19 protein-coding genes are annotated in these 17,441 nt (G+C 51.7%); 8 read left to right on the top strand and 11 right to left on the bottom strand.

Annotated features, from left to right (window positions below):
- The first annotated feature begins 5 nt into the window (after window positions 1-5).
- On the top strand, window positions 6-332 hold the full coding sequence (locus OGX94_RS19925) for a hypothetical protein (protein WP_063941211.1): 327 nt from the start codon (window positions 6-8) through the stop codon (window positions 330-332).
- 49 nt (window positions 333-381) lie between these two features.
- Here the strand turns inward: OGX94_RS19925 and OGX94_RS19930 are convergent, their stop codons facing one another.
- The 8 genes from OGX94_RS19930 to OGX94_RS19965 all read right to left on the bottom strand — a co-directional run bounded on the left by OGX94_RS19930 (window position 382) and on the right by OGX94_RS19965 (window position 6,928).
- Window positions 382-1,194: a shikimate 5-dehydrogenase gene (locus OGX94_RS19930; protein ID WP_191221946.1), complete on the bottom strand. Its 813-nt coding sequence runs from the start codon at window positions 1,192-1,194 to the stop codon at window positions 382-384.
- Window position 1,195: 1 nt separating this feature from the next.
- On the bottom strand, window positions 1,196-2,419 hold the full coding sequence (gene sorE / locus OGX94_RS19935) for an L-sorbose 1-phosphate reductase (protein WP_003826522.1): 1,224 nt from the start codon (window positions 2,417-2,419) through the stop codon (window positions 1,196-1,198).
- Between the two features lie 68 nt (window positions 2,420-2,487).
- Window positions 2,488-3,312, bottom strand: coding sequence for a PTS system mannose/fructose/sorbose family transporter subunit IID (locus OGX94_RS19940; protein ID WP_257662342.1), 825 nt, complete (start codon window positions 3,310-3,312; stop codon window positions 2,488-2,490).
- 11 nt (window positions 3,313-3,323) lie between these two features.
- Window positions 3,324-4,121 carry a PTS mannose/fructose/sorbose transporter subunit IIC gene (locus tag OGX94_RS19945; protein ID WP_003826527.1) on the bottom strand — a complete coding sequence of 266 codons (798 nt, stop codon included), beginning with the start codon at window positions 4,119-4,121 and terminating at the stop codon, window positions 3,324-3,326.
- 65 nt (window positions 4,122-4,186) lie between these two features.
- Window positions 4,187-4,681, bottom strand: coding sequence for a PTS sugar transporter subunit IIB (locus OGX94_RS19950; RefSeq protein WP_257662341.1), 495 nt, complete (start codon window positions 4,679-4,681; stop codon window positions 4,187-4,189).
- On the bottom strand, window positions 4,681-5,088 hold the full coding sequence (locus tag OGX94_RS19955; RefSeq protein ID WP_063941214.1) for a mannose/fructose/sorbose PTS transporter subunit IIA: 408 nt from the start codon (window positions 5,086-5,088) through the stop codon (window positions 4,681-4,683). Before OGX94_RS19955 ends, OGX94_RS19950 begins: the two co-directional genes overlap by 1 nt.
- Window positions 5,089-5,097: 9 nt before the next feature.
- Window positions 5,098-5,904: an SDR family oxidoreductase gene (locus tag OGX94_RS19960; protein ID WP_003826533.1), complete on the bottom strand. Its 807-nt coding sequence runs from the start codon at window positions 5,902-5,904 to the stop codon at window positions 5,098-5,100.
- Between the two features lie 70 nt (window positions 5,905-5,974).
- On the bottom strand, window positions 5,975-6,928 hold the full coding sequence (locus OGX94_RS19965; RefSeq protein WP_257662340.1) for a sugar-binding transcriptional regulator: 954 nt from the start codon (window positions 6,926-6,928) through the stop codon (window positions 5,975-5,977).
- A gap of 469 nt (window positions 6,929-7,397) precedes the next feature.
- Between OGX94_RS19965 and rluF the strand changes: the two genes are divergently transcribed.
- Entirely contained in the window at window positions 7,398-8,273 is an 876-nt protein-coding gene (rluF, locus tag OGX94_RS19970; protein WP_008786901.1) for a 23S rRNA pseudouridine(2604) synthase RluF, read from the top strand.
- Here the strand turns inward: rluF and OGX94_RS19975 are convergent.
- Entirely contained in the window at window positions 8,270-8,542 is a 273-nt protein-coding gene (locus OGX94_RS19975; protein WP_003826541.1) for a YjbD family protein, read from the bottom strand. The two genes, rluF and OGX94_RS19975, sit on opposite strands and share 4 nt — an antisense overlap.
- Window positions 8,543-8,733: 191 nt before the next feature.
- Between OGX94_RS19975 and OGX94_RS19980 the strand changes: the two genes are divergently transcribed.
- Together OGX94_RS19980 and OGX94_RS19985 are read left to right on the top strand one after the other, a co-directional pair.
- Window positions 8,734-9,090: a type II toxin-antitoxin system RelE/ParE family toxin gene (locus tag OGX94_RS19980; RefSeq protein ID WP_008786902.1), complete on the top strand. Its 357-nt coding sequence runs from the start codon at window positions 8,734-8,736 to the stop codon at window positions 9,088-9,090.
- A complete protein-coding gene (locus OGX94_RS19985) occupies window positions 9,087-9,425 on the top strand; it encodes a helix-turn-helix domain-containing protein (protein WP_063941216.1) in 339 nt (112 codons plus the stop codon). Before OGX94_RS19980 ends, OGX94_RS19985 begins: the two co-directional genes overlap by 4 nt.
- A 13-nt stretch (window positions 9,426-9,438) precedes the next feature.
- Here OGX94_RS19985 and rtcR read toward each other — a convergent pair whose 3' ends face one another.
- Complete coding sequence (gene rtcR / locus OGX94_RS19990) at window positions 9,439-11,025, bottom strand: RNA repair transcriptional activator RtcR (protein WP_257662339.1); 1,587 nt, start codon at window positions 11,023-11,025, stop codon at window positions 9,439-9,441.
- 450 nt (window positions 11,026-11,475) lie between these two features.
- Between rtcR and OGX94_RS19995 the strand changes: the two genes are divergently transcribed.
- Together OGX94_RS19995 and OGX94_RS20000 are read left to right on the top strand one after the other, a co-directional pair.
- Entirely contained in the window at window positions 11,476-12,603 is a 1,128-nt protein-coding gene (locus OGX94_RS19995; protein ID WP_063941217.1) for a slipin family protein, read from the top strand.
- Window positions 12,604-12,608: 5 nt separating this feature from the next.
- The gene (locus tag OGX94_RS20000) at window positions 12,609-13,394 is read left to right on the top strand and encodes a nucleotidyltransferase domain-containing protein (protein WP_063941218.1); all 786 of its coding nucleotides are present in this window, start codon (window positions 12,609-12,611) and stop codon (window positions 13,392-13,394) included.
- 42 nt (window positions 13,395-13,436) lie between these two features.
- Here the strand turns inward: OGX94_RS20000 and lysC are convergent, their stop codons facing one another.
- Window positions 13,437-14,786, bottom strand: coding sequence for a lysine-sensitive aspartokinase 3 (gene lysC, locus OGX94_RS20005; protein WP_003826556.1), 1,350 nt, complete (start codon window positions 14,784-14,786; stop codon window positions 13,437-13,439).
- A 314-nt stretch (window positions 14,787-15,100) separates the two neighbouring features.
- On the opposite strand from lysC, the gene pgi reads away from it, so the two are divergent.
- Window positions 15,101-16,750, top strand: coding sequence for a glucose-6-phosphate isomerase (gene pgi, locus OGX94_RS20010; protein ID WP_003826559.1), 1,650 nt, complete (start codon window positions 15,101-15,103; stop codon window positions 16,748-16,750).
- Window positions 16,751-17,141: 391 nt separating this feature from the next.
- Entirely contained in the window at window positions 17,142-17,384 is a 243-nt protein-coding gene (gene yjbE, locus OGX94_RS20015; protein WP_003826562.1) for an exopolysaccharide production protein YjbE, read from the top strand.
- Window positions 17,385-17,441 lie beyond the last annotated feature (57 nt).

Genomic DNA, 17,441 nt, shown 5'->3' on the forward strand with positions numbered 1-17,441 from the left:
CCCATTTGAATGTCCGCTATTCTCTCATTTCACAGGCCGATCTACTTTATTTTCCACTCGCCGAGGCGTTCCACCATCTTGATTGTAGCCATCTCACTACCGAAGAAAATCTGGCGCTATCGTTTGGCTGTGAAGAGGCGCTGGCAGGGTTGTACCAGACGCTGAATTTTATGGGCGAAAGCCTGCTGACCATGGGGGGTGAAGGTCAGGAACATTTTGCGTATGAGAGCATATGCCAGTTAGGACACAGTCTGGTCAACATCAGCCAATTGATTCCCGCGCTGGCGCAGTTGGAAGCGAAAGCTGACCAGCAACTGTTCGCTGTTGCATAGTACCTAAAATAGACAGAGCGCCCATCCCTGGCGCTCTCTTCCTGCTTCTTTACCCCGCCCGCGCAAATTCTGCCGCTTCGGCGATTAGCTCGTCATCCGGGCGTACGCCGGTGTACATGGCGAACTGCTCTACGGCCTGTAAGGCAATCACCTCTGCACCGCTGATGGTCTTTTTACCTAATTGCTGTGCCAGTTTGATTACCGGTGTTTCCGGCGGCAGGGCGACGACGTCAAACACCACGCTGGCGGCAGCGACTATCGCTTCGCTGTAGGCCAGTTCATCGCTCTCTTTACCGCCAGCCATGCCGACGGGCGTCACGTTGACCAGAATATCGCAGGTAATCCCTTCCGGCTGCGGTTGCCACTGGAAACCGTACTGTTTTGCCAGCGCCGGACCGCTCTCCCGGTTACGGGCGGCGACGATCACATCGCGAAAACCGGCATCGCGAAATGCAGCAATGACAGCTTTACCCATTCCACCGCTGCCGCGGATCATGACGCGTGCGTGGTTATCAAGCTGGTGGCTGGTAATCAGGCTTTTTACCGCAATGTAGTCGGTGTTAAATCCTGTCAGCGTACCGTTGTCATTGACAATGGTGTTGACGGAATCAATGACTTTTGCGGAAGGATCGATGGCATCCAGAAACGGCATGCAACTCTCTTTAAACGGCATAGAGACCGCACAGCCGCGAATCCCGAGTGCGCGAACGCCTTTCACTGCGGCCTCAATATCCTGCGTAGTAAAGGCTTTGTAGATAAAATTTAACCCTAACTTTTCATACAGATAGTTATGAAAGCGTGTGCCAAAGTTGCCGGGGCGACCGGCAAGCGACATGCACAACTGGGTGTCGCGGTTAATCATGTTAAATCTCCTCGGCGTGAGACAATATGTACTGTTCGGCTTCCTGCGACCAGATCCCCTGATGACGCTCCAGGATATCGCGCAAGGCCGGATCGTCAATCTGGGTGAGCGCAGTTAACGGCAATGCTTTTCCGGTGTAAACCAGTTTTTTACCCCCACCGACTTGCGGCAGTTCCAGCGTTGTTTCACCTGCCGCATTCAATCCCAGAATGTGCGTCACCACTTTTGCCGCCTGAACTTTCTTCTCTTCGATCAGTTTTACCGCCGCGCGCATGTCGTCGGTATTGCCGCCAGATGTCCCAACATAATGGGTGAAGGCATAGTGCACGTCGTAGAAGTTAATCGGCGCGCTAAACTGCTTATCCTGCGGACCGGCAAAGAAGTTCATGCAACCATCCGCAGCCAGCAAAGAAGAGGCCAGCGTGACCAGTTGTTCATTGGGCACAAACACAAAGATGTCATCAAACCCGTGCCCGCCGCTCAGCGCCATCAAGCTGTCATAACTCGCATCCTGCGCGTGGAGATAATGGATCAACGTTTGTGGTTCTGATGGATAGTGCTTGCGGGCGTAGCTCAGCTTGTCGTTATTGGTGTCGGTCACCACCAGCAGCGCTGGGTTAACCGGACCATGCAGCGCGTAGTCGATCGCCAGTAGTCCCATCGGCCCGGTGCCGCCGAGTATCAGTGTACGCCCCTGCGGACGAATGCCCATCTTGTGGTTATAAGTACCTTCCTGTAGGTGATAGTTGGCGTTGAATGCGCCAATCACGCAGGACAGCGGCTCAACCAGCGAGCCTTCAAAATAGGTTTCACCTTCGTAGGCCAACAGGCAGTCCTGCTCCATGACTTCATCAGGAATGATAACGTGCGTGGCTTCACCGCCTACCCACGGGAAGGAGTAGCCGGGGCAGTCCGGGCGATCCGGCAGTTGCAGGTTAGCCTGAATGACATAGCGCTGGCCGGGCTGAAACTTATGCTGCCATTTTTTCCCCACGGCAATAATATCGCCGCAAAACTCGTGACCGATGATGATCGGGTTGGTGGCCACATCGTCCGGCACCTTTTTGTGGTTCTCGCCCTGGTTAGCCTCTTTCCAGGAGGAAAGGCACAGGCTGTCGGTTACGACTGAGGCCAGAATTTCATCGTCCTGCATTTCAGGAAGATCGAAGGTTTCCAGGCGCAGATCGCGTTTACCATAAAGGCGTAAAGCTGTTGTTGTTTGCATTGTTACCACCTCTTCCTCTTTCGAGGACTATTTGTTGAAGTTGCCCCGGCATTGCCGGAGCGAAAAAATCAGGACAGGAAGCCCAGCGCGTTACCGATAATCCCCAGCGCAAACAGGGCGAAGATCAGCCATACCGGATTAATTTTCTTGTTAAGCAGACGCACCATCAGCAGCGTCAGACCCAGCGCCAGCAGGCCGGGGCAGAGTTGGTCGAGAATGTTCTGCACGGTCATGGTGACGGTGGTGCCGTCTGCGCCAGGCGTTTGCGATACCACCAGCGGCACGTTGATGCTGGTCCATTTGGTGACCAACACCCCCATGACAAACAGGCCAAGAATCGATGCGCCTTCGGTCAGTTTCTGCAGCAGGTTGCCGCCCATGTCGCTGACGATATTGACCCCTTTACGAAAGCCAAGCTGTAAGCCGTACCACTTCATGGCAAGACGTACTGCATTGAAAATAAAGAAGAATAATAGTGGGCCGAGAATGTTTCCGGACAGCGCCAGCGATGCGCCGAGCGCGGCGGTAATCGGGCGCAATGTTCCCCAGACCAACGGGTCGCCAACACCGGCCAGCGGGCCCATCAGCCCAACTTTGATGCCGTTGATAGCACCGTCGTCAATTTCCGCACCATTGGCGCGAGCTTCTTCCATCGCGGCAGTCACGCCAATCACCGGGCCGCACACGGCAGGCGTGGTGTTGAAAAACACCAGGTGGCGTTTGAGTGCTGCAACCTGGTCCTCTTTCAGCGGATACAGGCGCTTGATGGCAGGGATCATGTTGTAGCAAAAGCCCAGTCCATGAATGCGTTCAAAGTTGAATGACGCCTGTTGTAGGTTGGAGCGAACAAACATGCTAAACAGGTCGGATTTGGTTAGTTTTTTCTGTTCCATGGCTGGCTCCATTAGTCATCAAGCTGATCGAGAGCTTGAGAAGAGGCGGGTTGCGCCTGCGGTTCGGCTTTACGCCACTGTGGGTTCAACTGGATGTAGACCAGCGCGATAATCACGCCAACCCCACCGAAAGCCAGCAGGCTCAAATCGAGATACCCCCCAGCGATAAACCCGAGGAAGAAGAAGGGCATCAGGTACTTCACGCCCATCATGCGCAGCACCATGGCGTAGCCGACCACCACGATAAAGCCACCGGCAATCTGCAATCCGCGGGTGACGAATTCCGGAATGGCGTTGAGCATATTGCTGACCATATCGGCGCTGACAAACAGCGAGACGATTAATGCAGGAATGGCAACGCGCAGCGCCTGTACGCCGAGAGCGGAAACGTGCAGCATGTCGATGGTGCGAAAGCGGGCGTCTTCGGCTGCTTTATCCGCCGCGTGCTGGAACACCACGGTGATGGTACGGGCAAAGACAGTTAGTACCTGACCTGCCGCCGCGACTGGCAGGGCGATGGCGATACCGGTAGCAATGCTTTGCTGACCGACGATAACCAGAATGGCGGAGATAATACTGGCGAGCGCCGAATCGGGAGACTGCGCTGCGCCGACGTTCATCCAACCAAGAGCGATTAACTCCAGCGTGCCGCCGAGCATAATCCCGGTTTTTAAATCACCAAGGATCAGGCCGATAACGGTACAAGCAATTAGCGGACGGTGGGTCTGGAACTCATCCAGCACGCTGCCCATTCCGGCAATACAGGAAAATAGGAATATGGCGATAATTTGTAGGGTACTTATTTCCATAATATGTCACCTTGTGAATGTGATCATCCCTGCCTGTTAAAGCATAAGAACACAGGCATTTTTATTTATTCAGCGAACGATTGTTCTTCTATTTTTTCGAGAATATTAATAGATGGATCGGATGCGACGACGCGTAAATCCAGCGTGACACCCAGTTTAGCTAATTCTCGAAACGCATTAATGTCGTCACTGTCTAAAGAAACGGCTTTAGTTAATTGTTTTTTACCCGGTCGCCAGGCCATGCCGCCAATATTTAACGTGGCGATTTTCACGCCTTGCTTGACCATTGCTAATGCATCCTGTGGGCGGGTAAACAGATAAAAAGCGGTTTCGTTCTGGTATTGCGGATTATGGTAAACCGCGACCGCCTTTTCGATATTAACGACGTTCACTTTTATTCCCGGTGGGGCGGCCTGACGTAATAATGTGCGACGTACTTCATCGTTATAAACGTCGTCATTACAGATAATAATCCGTTGGGCATTCGCCACCTTCGACCAGACGGTGGTGACCTGACCGTGGATCAGGCGGTCATCAATACGAGCAAGGGTAATGTTCATCAGAAATCCTCTTCGGCCGTTTCCAGATGCTTCCAGACGACACAGGTTTGTTGAGCAATGGTCGTCAGGTGTTCGCACAGTTCATCCACATTCATATTGCTTTGGTTGTCTACCAGTTCCAGCGCCAACGGCAGTGATAACCCGCTAATGACCCGTATCGCCGGATTGTGCATCGCCAGCGTCGCGGCGGCATTCCAGGGACTGCCACACTGCAAATCGACGGCAATCAGCCATTCATCGCCAGTGTGAATACTTACTAACTTTTTTAGCTTTTCCACAATGTCGCTGGCGTTCTCTCCGGGGACAAATGCCACGGCTTCAACGTTGGCATCACCGTAGACCATCTGTACCGATTCCAGCATGGCGCAGGCCAGTTTGCCGTGAGCACAGAAGATTGCATTGACCATAAAACCTCCTTAGCCGCGCGTTTTTCCGCCCGCAATGTTAGTGGTTACTCCGGTAATATAACTGGCGCGCTCAGATAAAAGATAACAAACAAAATCAGCGACTTCGCTTAAGCGCCCTGATCGACCAATCGGGATCGCGTTCTTGGTGTAGCCCTCGCGCAGCTGTTCGACGGTGATGTTGCGGGTCCAGGCCAGCGCTTCTTCATACTCGGGGGTCCGCAGTCCGGTTTTTTCCAGAATGCCAGGAGCAATACCAACCACGCGGATGCCGTGTTTGCCCAACTCTTTCGACCAGGAGCGGGTAAAGCTATTCAATGCGGCTTTGGTCGCGGCGTAACAGCTTTGACCTTCAGAACCTTCCAGTCCGCTTTCAGAAGAGACATTCACAATCACGCCGTTACGCTGTTTTACCATTTGGCGTGCCGCTGCCTGCGACATTAAGAACACACCTTTCTGGTTGATATTAACCATTTTTTCAAAAGCAGCTTCGTTGAGTTCGTATTGCCCGGCGGGTGCTTTTTCATCGACCAGCAGACGCGGAAAATTAACGCCAGCATTATTTACCAGCCCATCAATACGTCCGTAGCGTTGGATAATTTCAGCGACAGTATGATTAACCTCTTTGGCACTGGAAATATCCGTTGGCCAGAAATGATACCCGTCATGGTTATCGTATTTACCTTCTCCGCCATGAATATCTGCCATTTGCACATTAGCGCCTTGCGCTAATAACTCCTCGACAATTGCCAGACCAATTCCGGATGCACCACCGGTAACAATAATGACTTTGCCCTGCAAGTTTAACCACGTTTGCATAATTAACTCCCGATTTCAGATAAGGGGATCCCACATAAATTTAATTATGGTAGGACCAATTAGAATTTATTTACTTCAACAATAACTCAGCGGTATTGCTGTTGGTGACTAAACAGTTAATATAATTTCCACGTAATGCACCTAATATCCCACTGTATTTTTCTTCACCCATTGCAATGCCAATGGAGTAACGCGCCTGTTTTAATTTATTGGTTTCGATGGAGAGCGTCTTTTCACTCATATTGGTCTCTACGGTTACACCGTTGATATCGTAAAAGCGCGAGCAAATGTCTCCGGCGACCTGGCGGGCATGCAGGTCATCACTCTCTTCACTGCCGTAAAAAGCGTGCCAGTTGGCACCATCACGTATCGCCGGAGATCCAATCCCGACCAGCGCGATGTCCAGATTATCCCAGTACGCAGAAATCGATTTAAAATGTCGTGACTGCATGATCCCGTTACGGATCAGCGGGTTTTCCAGCAGTGCCGGGAAATCTGCCAGGTGTGATTCCCCTTTGAGCTTTGCCGCAGCGCCGTAGGTCAGCGTATTGACGTGGTAGCGGCTTTCAAGCTTGCCGGATGGTCCGCCGATAATCGGCACACAGATCAGCTGGCGCGACTGGCTGGCAGGAGATAATCCTTCCACCAGTCCCCGTACCGCGCGGCCCCATGAGAACCCGATAATGTCCCCAGGTTCTAGTAAGCGTTCCAGCAACTGTGCGCCATGTGCGCCCATCATATTAAGTTGTTCATCTTCCTGCTCGCTATCGCAGGAGACTACGACCACCTCTTTCAGGCCAAATTTCTGTTTTAGCTGCTGTTCCAGCCACAGATTTTCGTTGTAGTCGTAATTAATGGCGATGGTGACGATACCCTGCTCGCGTCCACGTTTTAGTAACCGGCTGATCGTGGTGCGATAAATACCCAGCTCGCGAGCTATTTGCGCTTGTGTCATATCCTGTTCGTAATACAGCTGCGCTATTTTTACGATCAGGCGGATATCATCGCTGTTTTCCGTCGCCATTTTTGGACTCCTGCACATTTGTGCAAATCACGAAATTGCCTTCTTGATCTGATATAACCCCATCTGTTCTCCATCTCAAAGCTATTTTCACTTATTTCATCGTCCTGAAATGACCGATTGTGTTGCACATTTGATGTGGTGATGGTGCGTTGTCGGCACAGATGTGCATACCTCTCTAATGTATTGATTCTGCTTGTTTTCACTCAACAAAATTGCAGGGATGGATCGCTGACACTTTTGTGTCAAAAGGTGTGACGGATCACAAATAGCGTGTGGACAGTCGAACACGATTATTTTTTATCGTTCGCAAGGTAGGGTATATTTCGCTTTTAATACACAAAGTCATTCAAGTTGTATCAAGGCGGCAAGGGAGCGAACCCCCGGGAGCATAGATTGCTATGTGACCTGGGTGAGTGAGGGTAGCCAACGCAGAGACAGCTTGAAGGGTGAAGTGTATACAGGAGAAACTATGCTGCCCGACTCATCTATCCGATTAAATAAATACATCAGTGAAAGCGGAATCTGCTCGCGTCGCGAGGCGGATCGCTTTATCGAACAAGGGAATGTCTTCCTGAATGGTAAACGCGCCACCATCGGCGATCAGGTGATGCCTGGCGACGTCGTAAAAGTAAATGGTCGGTTGATTGAGCCGCGTGAAGCGGAAGATCTGGTTTTTATCGCGCTGAACAAGCCGGTAGGGATTGTCAGCACCACCGAAGACAGCGAACGCGACAACATTGTTGATTTCGTGAATCACAGCAAGCGCGTGTTTCCAATTGGCCGTCTGGACAAAGATTCCCAGGGACTTATCTTTCTGACCAACCACGGCGACCTGGTGAATAAAATCCTGCGTGCCGGTAACGATCACGAAAAAGAGTATCTGGTGACGGTCGATAAGCCGGTCACTGATGACTTTATCCGTGGGATGGGGGCCGGTGTGCCCATTCTCGGTACCGTCACCAAAAAATGTAAGGTGAAGAAAGAAGCGCCGTTTGTGTTTCGCATTACGCTGATTCAGGGACTTAACCGTCAGATCCGTCGTATGTGCGAACACTTTGGCTATGAAGTTACCAAGCTTGAGCGTACGCGAATCATGAACGTTGGTTTGTCTGGTCTGCCGCTTGGTGAATGGCGCGACCTGACAGATGACGAACTGATCGATCTGTTCAAGCTGATTGAGAACTCGTCCTCAGAAGCCAAACCGAAGGCGAAAGCGAAGCCAAAAACCGCAGGCATTAAGCGTCCGGTGGTGAAAATCGAAAAATCAGCGGAGAAAGAAAAATCGCGCCCGGCGGCAAACGGTAAGCGTTTTACCTCTCCGGGGCGTAAGAAGAAGGGACGCTAACGTCTGCCGCGCGTCGGCGTATTTGCTGACCAGGAAAACGATGCTTCCGCATCCGGTTTATAGGCCTGCTTTTTCTTCAACTGGCGGGCTTTTTTAGCTTCTGCTTCGCGCAAGGCCATCAGTTTATCGATGTACTCTTTCTTGATGCTGTTGGTCTCTGCGTTGGTCAGCAGACGACCATGCGCAATGCGCGCGCGATCGAGCAGCGTTTTCAGTTCACGCTGTTCGCGCTCGGTCATCTCTTTTTGGGTAATGCGGGGGAGTGCCATAAGGGTGCCCTCTGTTAGCCGATATCCTCAGTGTACGGTAATTCGTGCAGAATAAAACTAATCCTGAAAGAGCCTCGCAAAATATAGCTTGTTGAAGTGACGGAATTTCTATTCTGATTTAGCGTAATGACAGGAAAACGTGTGGGTTACACATTTTATTGTTTGTATAAAATTTTATACAAGGATGTGTTATGCTTTCAATAAAGCGGGCCTTAAAGCCCATTGTCTGGATTGGCAGTTCATTTGATGATTTACGAAGCTTTCCTGAAGATATACGTAAAACCGCTGGCTTTCAGCTACATCGTTTACAGGCTGGATTAGAAGCTGCTGACTGGAAGCCGATGCCAGAGATAGGTCGAGGTGTTGAGGAGGTAAGGCTCAGGTATGAATCTGGTGCATACCGAATCATCTACATTGCTCGCTATGCTAACGCGGTCTATGTACTGCATTGCTTCAATAAAAAGACGAAACGTACTTCTGAGCACGATAAACACATTGCTAAAGTTAGATATCGAACCGCTTTGCAAGAAGACAGGAATCAGAAATGAACAATACCGTTGATAATAAGGTTCGCCATGTAACCTCTCCGGATGTCAATATTTTTGCCGAACTGGGGTTTGCAGAAGCGGAAGCGAAGAGCCTAAAGCATGATGCTGAATGCGAGGTCGAACAACTCATCCGCCTGAAGCAGCAGTTGATGCAAGAGATTTCCGGATGGATTGATGAAAACCATCTGAAACAAGCGGAAGCTGCTGTGAAACTGAATATTTCCCGGCCCCGTGTTTCAGATGTTGTTAATCAGAAAACCAACAAATTTACCCTTGATGCGCTGGTCATGATGCTGGTGAAGTTAGGAAAACCAGTAACATTTCAGATTGGGTAATGTTAGATATTGTTTATTGTATCTGATCGCTGCGAACGCTCTCCCAGCTCAGCCCGAAGCGGGTGAGATATTTTCGCAAGCGGTCTGCATCGTTAGGATTGGCTTTTTTCTGCCGTGAGACGGCAAACAGTTCGCGTCCGGCTTCCGATAGCGACGCGCTGCGGCGGCACACTTCCAGAACAGTTTCTAACTGGCGGCGATCGAAAAGGTCAATGTCCATGTTCAGTTCCGGTTGCGTATCGTTAATCTGCCAACTCTCTTTTAACAGCGCAATTTCTTCTTCGACAAGGGATAAGGTGATGCGTCCCTGTTCGGCAAGCGTCGCCATTCGCGCGATGGATGAACTTAGCTCGCGAAAATTGCCGCGCCACTGCGCCTGTGGGGAGCAGGCAAATGCCAGATAACAAGCACGTGCCTCTTTGTCGAAACGGGTCTGCATCTGTTTACTGCTGGAAAAACGGTGTAGCTCATACTCGACGTTCGGAGCGATATCTTCCCGCCGCTGCGCCAGACCGGGCAGGGCGAAGTTCCACATATTGATACGCGCGTAGAGATCTTCGCGAAAACGGCCCTCGGCGACCCATTGCTGCATATCACGATGGGTTCCGGCAATCAGTTGAAAATCGCTCTGTACTTCTTTGTCCGATCCAAACGGGAAAAAGGTTTTTTCTTCAATCGCTTTTAGCAGCATAGCTTGCTCGTCTAACCCCAGTTCGGCTATCTCATCGAGAAACAGCACGCCGCCATCCGCTTCTCGCAGCAGTCCGCTGCGCGCCGTGAGTGCGCCAGTAAACGCTCCTTTCACGTGACCGAACAACGTAGACATCGCGTTGTCGCCACGCAGGGTTGCGCAGTTGACGGCGACCAGTTTTCCCGCCACCAGATGCCGCGACTGGCGTAGCTGAAAAATACGTTTCGCCAGAAAGGATTTACCCGCGCCGGTGGGGCCGGTGAGCAGGATTGGGTCGGTCGAACGTAGAGCCACACGCTCAATGCGATCGATCAGTTTATTGAAGGTGGCGTTGCGCGTATCAATTCCGGCCTTCAGGAAAGAGACCGACTGCTGCTGTTCGCGCTGAAAACGACTGGTGAGCGTGGCGTAGCGGCTTAAATCAAGATCGATTACCGAGCAAATGCCGGCGGCGACGGCCTCATCCGATGAACCGGCTGGTGCCGGACTGGTTTGCAGCAGGCTGGCGGGCAGGTAGCGGGCTTCCGTTAGCAGAAACCAGCAGATCTGCGCGACGTGCGTCCCGGTGGTGATGTGCACCAGATACTCTTCGTTTTCCGTATCAAAGCTGTAGCGTGTGGCGAAGTCGAGAAAGGCGGCGTAGACCTCTTCAAAATCCCAGGGGTCGTTAATAGTCACGGCATGCGGGCGTACTTCGGTGTCAGGTGAGAGCAGTGCGACGTCTTCAATCAAACTTTGCGCCATGCCTTCATCGCGTGGCTGGTGGAGCAGTTCCAGTCTGTCGACAGGGAAATCAGGCTGTTGGCACAATCCAACCGTGGGGCGCCACTTTTTAAACCGATTGGCGCGTTTACCGCGTTTGTCCAGCACCGTACCCAGTACGCCAATTACAACCCGCCGCTTTTTCATGGTTTATCCAAAAAGATAAATTAAGAGATTAAAAGATAAAAAAATTAACCGAGTGAGACAACTGCCAATATTGGCGTAAACAATTAAATTTATATAAATCAATTAATTAAAAATAAACTCTGACGATTTTCATTTCTGGCACGCTTCTGGCAATAACTCTTACGTCAATCACGCTGAAAACGCAGGGGGTTAAACCCCGCCGGCACATCAGGAACGGCACAGGCTGTTTTCCGGGAGTGTTCCGTCAGCCGCTGACACACAGTGGGTTCGATTCCCAATTTCATCCTCCGAATGAAAACTGGTTGTTAATCAAAGGTATAAAGCGAAGTAATGTGCAGTTGGCACGCTCCAGAACAGGCTGCCGGTAAAGATGCCGTGCGACAGGCAAAAGGGAATTCCCCTGTCGCTTCGCCCCTGCACCCGCACCTGACTCACAATAAGGAATAAAAAATGAAGAAAAAAATCACTATTCGTAAAGGCCAGCTTGGCCTTTTATCCCGACAGGGTGATTACTATCAGGTACTGGATGCAGGTGAACACCGTTTGCCATGGTTTAACACACCGGATGTTCTGGTGATCAATACCGATGGCAGCGAAATTCCGGAAGCACTGGCGGAGTATTTACGTCGCTTCCAGCCTACATGGGTGGAGCAGTACTGTGTGGTGGCCGATTTAACCGATACCGAAGCGGGTGCGCTGTATGTGAACGGCGTCTTGCAGGAAATTTTGCCACCGGGAACGCGCCGTCTGTACTGGCGCGCAGAGGAAGCACTGAAGCTGGTGCGTATGGATACTCGTCAGGTTTCGGTACCGGTTGAGGTGATGAATGCAGTGTTACAGCCACGACGTAACGGTACGGTGAAAGGTCGTGAAGCTATCTTAACGGTACAGGTTCCTGCGTGGCATGTTGGTGTGCTGAAAATTGATGGCGAAACCCAGACGCTGTTGCCGCCGGGGTTGACCGCATACTGGAAGGTAAACCATCTGATTGAAGCCGAAGTTGTTGATACTCGTTTACAGGTACTGGAGGTCGGTGGACAAGAGATCCTGACCAAGGATAAGGTCAACCTGCGTTTAAATCTGGCCGCAAACTGGCGTTATGGCGATGTGTTGCTGGCTTTTGGCCAACTAACCAAACCGCTGGATCACCTTTACCGCGAATTGCAGTTTGCCCTGCGGGAAGCGGTGGGAACGCGCACGCTGGACGAGCTGCTGGAAGATAAGCAGGTGATCGATGAGGTGGTGAGCGCACAGGTGAAAGCCCGAATGACGCCGTTTGGTATAGAGGTCGCTTCGCTCGGCGTGAAAGATATTGTCCTGCCGGGGGATATGAAGGCCATCCTGTCCCAACTGGTTGAAGCTGAGAAATCCGCCCAGGCCAACGTGATCCGCCGTCGTGAAGAGACTGCCGCGACGCGATCGCTGTTGAATACCGCGAAAGTGATGGAAAACAACCCGGTGGCGCTGCGCTTAAAAGAGCTGGAAACCCTTGAAAGAGTCGCTGAACGTATCGATAAAATCTCGGTGTTCGGAGGCCTGGACCAGGTGCTGCACGGCCTTGTGAACATAAAAGGATAAGAATAATGAGCTACAACACAGTGGACGGCGCGATGCGCGAAAAGGTATTGCGCCAGCTAAAAGAGGTTGAGCAGCGCTATGACGTCAGGGTGCTGTATGCCTGTGAATCCGGCAGCCGTGGCTGGGGATTTGCCTCGCCGGACAGCGACTACGACGTGCGATTTCTCTATGTTCATCCGCCTGAGTGGTATCTGCGGGTCGAAGCGCCACGAGATGTTATCGAGTTGCCGATAGATGATGAGCTGGACGTGTGTGGCTGGGAATGGCGCAAGGCGCTGGGGTTACTGAAAGGCGCGAACCCTACGCTTATCGAGTGGCTGGACTCGCCAGTGGTCTATCGGCAGGATGAAGTGACCGTGTCGGCGCTGAAAGCGTTGGTGCCCAAATGGTTTTCCCCGCTACGTGCCCGCTGGCACTACTACTCGATGGCGCGAAAAAACTTCCGTGGCTATCTGCAAGGTGACGACGTGCGATTGAAAAAGTACTTTTACGTCATTCGGCCGCTGCTGGCGGTGCGTTGGGTGGAAGCGGGGAAAGGCGTGCCGCCGATGCGTTTTGCCGACCTGCTGGCGGGAAGTGAACTGGATGCGCCGTTGCGTCAGGAAATTGATGAACTGCTGGAACGCAAGCAGTGTGCGGGTGAAGCGGAATACGGCCCGCGTCGTCCACTGTTGCATGCGTTTATCCGCGCCGAACTGGAAAGAGGAGAGATTCCGCCGACGTTACCGGATTGCCGGGAAGGCGATGTCAGGGAGCTGGACAGATTGTTATATGAAACGGTGCTGCGGTGAAACTGCCCGATGGTACAAGAGCCATCGGGCGTTGACATCTACTCACTCAAACAAATTATGGTGCAGCTTCTGTACCACTTGTTCGGCTTCAGTACCGGGCACCAGGAAGCACAGGTTATGGCTGGATGCGCCGTAGCAAATCATGCGGATGTTGAACGGTTCCAGTACGCCGAACACCTCTTTACCCACGCCACAGGCTTTGGACAGGTCGTTGCCAATCAGTGCCACCAGCGCCAGGCCTTCTTCCACTTCAACCCGACACAGTGCAGACAGTTCCATCAGCAGAGACTGTGTTAACAGTGTATCGCCGGTGGAGGTGGAGCCTGTAGTATCCAGTGTCAGCGCCACGCTGACTTCGGATGTGGTAATCAAATCTACCGAGATATTGTGGCGTGCCAGGATGCCGAACACTTCCGCTAAAAAGCCGCGAGAGTGCAGCATATTCAGGCTATGCAGCGTTAGCAGCGTTTGCTTACGGCGCAGTGCCAGCGCCCGGAACAGCGGTGGATTCGCGGTTTTATTGCATACCAGCGTACCGCCTGCTTTTGGATCCTTACTGGAGCCAACAAACACCGGGATATCGCTACGCACGGCTGGCAACAACGTTGCCGGGTGCAGCACTTTCGCGCCAAAGGTCGCCATTTCTGCGGCCTCTTCAAAGGCGATTTCATCAATACGCTGCGCCGCCGGAACAACGCGCGGATCGGTCGTGTAAATGCCTGGAACATCGGTCCAGATATCGACGCGCGTGGCGTGCAGCGCTTCGGCCAGCAGGGCAGCCGTATAATCGCTCCCGCCGCGCCCCAACGTGGTGGTGCGGCCTTTGCCTTCACTGCCGATAAAGCCCTGAGTAATCACCAGACCTTCGCTCAGACGTGGGGCCAACTGGAGCGTTGCCAGTTCGGCTAGCGCCGCGACGTCAGGCTCTGCGCGGCCAAAACGATCGTTGGTGCGCATCACTTTACGTACGTCAAACCACTGCGCCTGCACGTTGCGCTCACGCAGGATCTCGACGAACAGCAGGGTAGACATCAGTTCACCGTGGCTGACCAGTTCGTCGGTCAGCGCGGTTGAGGTCGCCAGTGACGCCGCTTCTGCCAGCGTGGTGATGTTTTCCAGCAGACGTTCGATCTCTTCACGGATCACGTTTGGATAACGCAGGCGCTCCAGAATATTGAACTGAATTTGACGAATGGCATCGAGTTTTTCGAAGCGCGCGGTTGGCTCCAGCCCTTCAGCCAGTGCGACCAGCAGGTTGGTGATCCCCGCAGAAGCGGAAAGTACCACTACACGGACGTTAGCATCAGAAAGCACTACATCAGCGCTGCGATTCATGGCATCAAAATCCGCCACGCTGGTACCGCCAAACTTGGAGACAACTACATCAGTCATAACTACCTCGTGTCAGGGAATGAATAGAGCGACCATGGCACATAAGGCAGAACAGAAACCGGTGCAGGCGCAAATGCAAATACCGTATTTATAAATAAAATGTGTAGCTTGCACTGTCAACGCTGGGATTATGCGGATTTTTCATGCTGCAACTGCGTTGAGTAACGGTACTAATAACAACGCTGATAACCGCTATACTTTTTAGCCACGTTTGGCGGATGCCCTGGCAATGGCATTAAAACAATCACACTTTTCTGTGACTGGCGTTACAATCGATCTCAGTCACAATTCTCAAAATCAGAAGAGTATTGCTAATGAAAAACATCAATCCAACGCAGACCTCAGCCTGGCAGGCACTACAAAAACACTTTGAAGAAATGAAAGACGTTACTATCGCGGATCTTTTCGCGAAAGATAGCGATCGTTTCACTAAGTTTTCCGCGACGTTTGACGATTTGATGCTGGTGGATTTCTCCAAAAACCGCATCACTGAAGAGACGCTGGCTAAACTGCAGGATCTGGCGAAAGAAACCGATTTGGCGGGCGCCATCAAGTCCATGTTCTCCGGTGAGAAAATCAACCGCACTGAAGACCGTGCCGTGCTGCACGTGGCGCTGCGCAACCGTAGCAATACGCCTATCATCGTTGACGGCAAAGATGTCATGCCGGAAGTGAATGCTGTGCTGGAGAAGATGAAATCCTTCTCTGAAGCGATCATCTCCGGAAGCTGGAAAGGCTATACCGGTAAAGCCATCACTGATGTAGTAAACATCGGTATCGGCGGTTCTGACCTCGGCCCGTTCATGGTGACCGAAGCGCTGCGTCCGTACAAAAATCACCTGAACATGCACTTTGTGTCTAACGTCGATGGTACGCACATTGCCGAAGTGCTGAAGAAAGTGAACCCGGAAACCACGCTGTTCCTGGTCGCTTCCAAAACCTTCACCACCCAGGAAACCATGACCAACGCCCACAGCGCGCGTGATTGGTTCCTGGCGACCGCAGGCGACAACAAGCACGTTGCCAAACACTTCGCTGCGCTCTCCACTAACGGTAAAGCGGTTGGCGAGTTCGGTATTGATACTGCCAATATGTTCGAGTTCTGGGACTGGGTAGGCGGTCGTTACTCCCTGTGGTCTGCAATCGGTCTGTCCATCATCCTGTCCGTAGGCTTCGACAACTTTGTTGAGCTGCTCTCCGGCGCGCATGCGATGGACAAACACTTCTCCACCACTCCGGCTGAGAAAAACCTGCCGGTGCTGCTGGCGCTGATCGGTATCTGGTACAACAACTTCTTCGGTGCCGAAACCGAAGCGATTCTGCCGTATGACCAGTATATGCACCGTTTCGCGGCTTACTTCCAGCAGGGCAACATGGAATCCAACGGTAAATACGTTGACCGTAACGGCAATGCGGTGGATTACCAGACTGGCCCAATCATCTGGGGTGAGCCGGGTACTAACGGCCAGCATGCGTTCTACCAGCTGATCCACCAGGGCACCAAAATGGTTCCATGCGATTTCATCGCGCCGGCCATCACCCACAACCCGCTGTCGGATCACCATCCGAAACTGCTGTCTAACTTCTTCGCGCAAACCGAAGCGCTGGCATTCGGTAAATCTCGTGAAGTGGTTGAGCAGGAATACCGCGACCAGGGTAAAGATCCGGCAACGTTGGACCACGTTGTGCCGTTCAAAGTGTTCGAAGGTAACCGCCCAACGAACTCCATCCTGCTGCGCGAAATCACGCCGTTCAGCCTGGGTGCGCTGATTGCACTGTACGAACATAAAATCTTCACTCAGGGCGCTATCCTGAATATCTTCACCTTTGACCAGTGGGGCGTTGAGCTGGGCAAACAGCTGGCGAACCGCATTCTGCCAGAGCTGAAAGATGGTTCAGAAGTGAGCAGCCACGACAGTTCTACCAACGGTTTGATTAACCGTTATAAGTCCTGGCGTGCCTGATAGCACACACTTGTAGGCCGGATAAGGCGTTTAGCCGCATCCGGCATTAATGAAATAAAAAGCCGATATTAATATCGGCTTTTTTGTAAGAATGCTCCAGGATATCTACGTTTTAACTTCATACCTTAATTGAGCTTAATCCTAAAATAATTTTCTTAATGTTATTCAAATTCTTATTTTTTCGGATTTACCGGATATTGCATTTTAATTTTTATATTTTAATTTATTGATTTAATTGTTTTTGTTGTATTTTTTAATCATTTTTCCTTTCGTTATCTAATTATCCTAAATTCCCGTGTGACGTAATTTGCACACTTTGGCTTGTGTATACTCGATCTCGCCCGAAATTCTTTTGGGTAAATCTCCATTCATACAATGAAGGGAATTTGTGATGAAAAAAGTTCTGTATGGCCTGTGGGCTATATCTGCGCTTGCGGCGACTTCTGTCTATGCCGCCCCCGTTCAGGTGGGTGAGGCAGCAGGGTCGGCTGCCGCGTCGGTTTCGGCAGGAAGTTCCTCCGCAACCAGCGTGAGCACCGTAAGTTCTGCAGTGGGGGTCGCCCTGGCGGCGACCGGTGGCGGCGATGGTTCTAATACCGGAACCACAACCACTACAACCACCAGTACCCAGTAATAAAGGTACGTTTAATTCTAACCACACTTCGGTGTGGTTATTTTGAATTGCCAAAAG

Origin of the sequence: Citrobacter sp. Cpo037, assembly GCF_030332945.1 — a bacterium.
Taxonomy (GTDB): Bacteria; Pseudomonadota; Gammaproteobacteria; order Enterobacterales; family Enterobacteriaceae; genus Citrobacter; species Citrobacter portucalensis.